We start from the raw sequence: 1,003 nt of genomic DNA on the forward strand, positions 1-1,003 counted from the left end.
ATCATAGTTCAGACAATGACGTGAACAAGACGAGATATTTTAAGCTTCCACGAGGTATCCCTCAAGCAAACACAGAACCAGCCAGACACATCATTTCTTCTTTGCGGCAGCCTTGGTCACCTTGGCTCCAGTTGGATCCTTCTTCTCCACACTCTTGATGACTCCGACAGCCACCGTTTGCCTCATGTCACGGACAGCAAAGCGACCAAGAGGAGGATATTCAGAAAAGGTCTCCACTACCATGGGCTTAGTGGGAACCATCTTCACCATACCAGCATCACCGTTCTTCAGGAACTTGGGCTCCTTCTCAAGCTCCTTGCCAGACCGCCTGTCGATCTTGGTAATGAGCTCAGCAAACTTGACAGCAATGTGGGAGGTGTGGCAGTCCAGCACTGGGGCATAGCCGTTGCCAATCTGCCCAGGGTGGTTCATGATGATGACCTGGGAGGTGAAGCTGGCAGCCTCCTTGGCAGGGTCATCCTTGGAGTTGGAGGCCACAAACCCACGCTTGAGATCCTTGACAGCAACGTTCTTCACGTTGAAGCCAACATTGTCACCCGGAAGAGCCTCCTGAAGCGCCTCGTGGTGCATCTCAACAGACTTCACCTCAGTAGTCAGGCCAGTTGGACCAAAGGTGACAACCATACCAGGCTTGATGACACCAGTCTCCACACGACCAACCGGTACAGTTCCAATACCACCAATCTTGTACACATCCTGGAGGGGCAGACGCAGGGCCTTGTCTGTGGGACGGGAGGGGGGGAGGATGGCGTCAAGGGCCTCAATCAGGCACTTGCCGTCAGCCTTGCCTTCCTTGCGCTCGACAGCCCACCCCTTGTACCAGGGCATCTTGGCGGAGGGCTCCAACATGTTGTCGCCGTGCCAGCCGGAGATGGGGACGAAAGCGACGGCTGCGGGGTTGTAACCGATCTTCTTGATGTAGGAGGAGACTTCCTTCTTGATTTCCTCGAAACGAGCTTCGCTGAATGGAGGCTCAGTGGAG

Annotated in this window: 1 protein-coding gene; it reads right to left on the minus strand. The window is 54.7% G+C overall.

Features of this window, described 5'->3' with window-relative positions:
• Positions 1-90: 90 nt before the first annotated feature.
• A partial coding sequence (locus CVM52_RS28220) for an elongation factor 1-alpha C-terminal domain-related protein (protein ID WP_205965042.1) occupies positions 91-1,003 on the minus strand: 913 nt, incomplete at its 5' end.

Source organism: Pseudooceanicola lipolyticus (assembly GCF_002786325.1).
Taxonomy (GTDB): domain Bacteria; phylum Pseudomonadota; class Alphaproteobacteria; order Rhodobacterales; family Rhodobacteraceae; genus Pseudooceanicola_C; species Pseudooceanicola_C lipolyticus.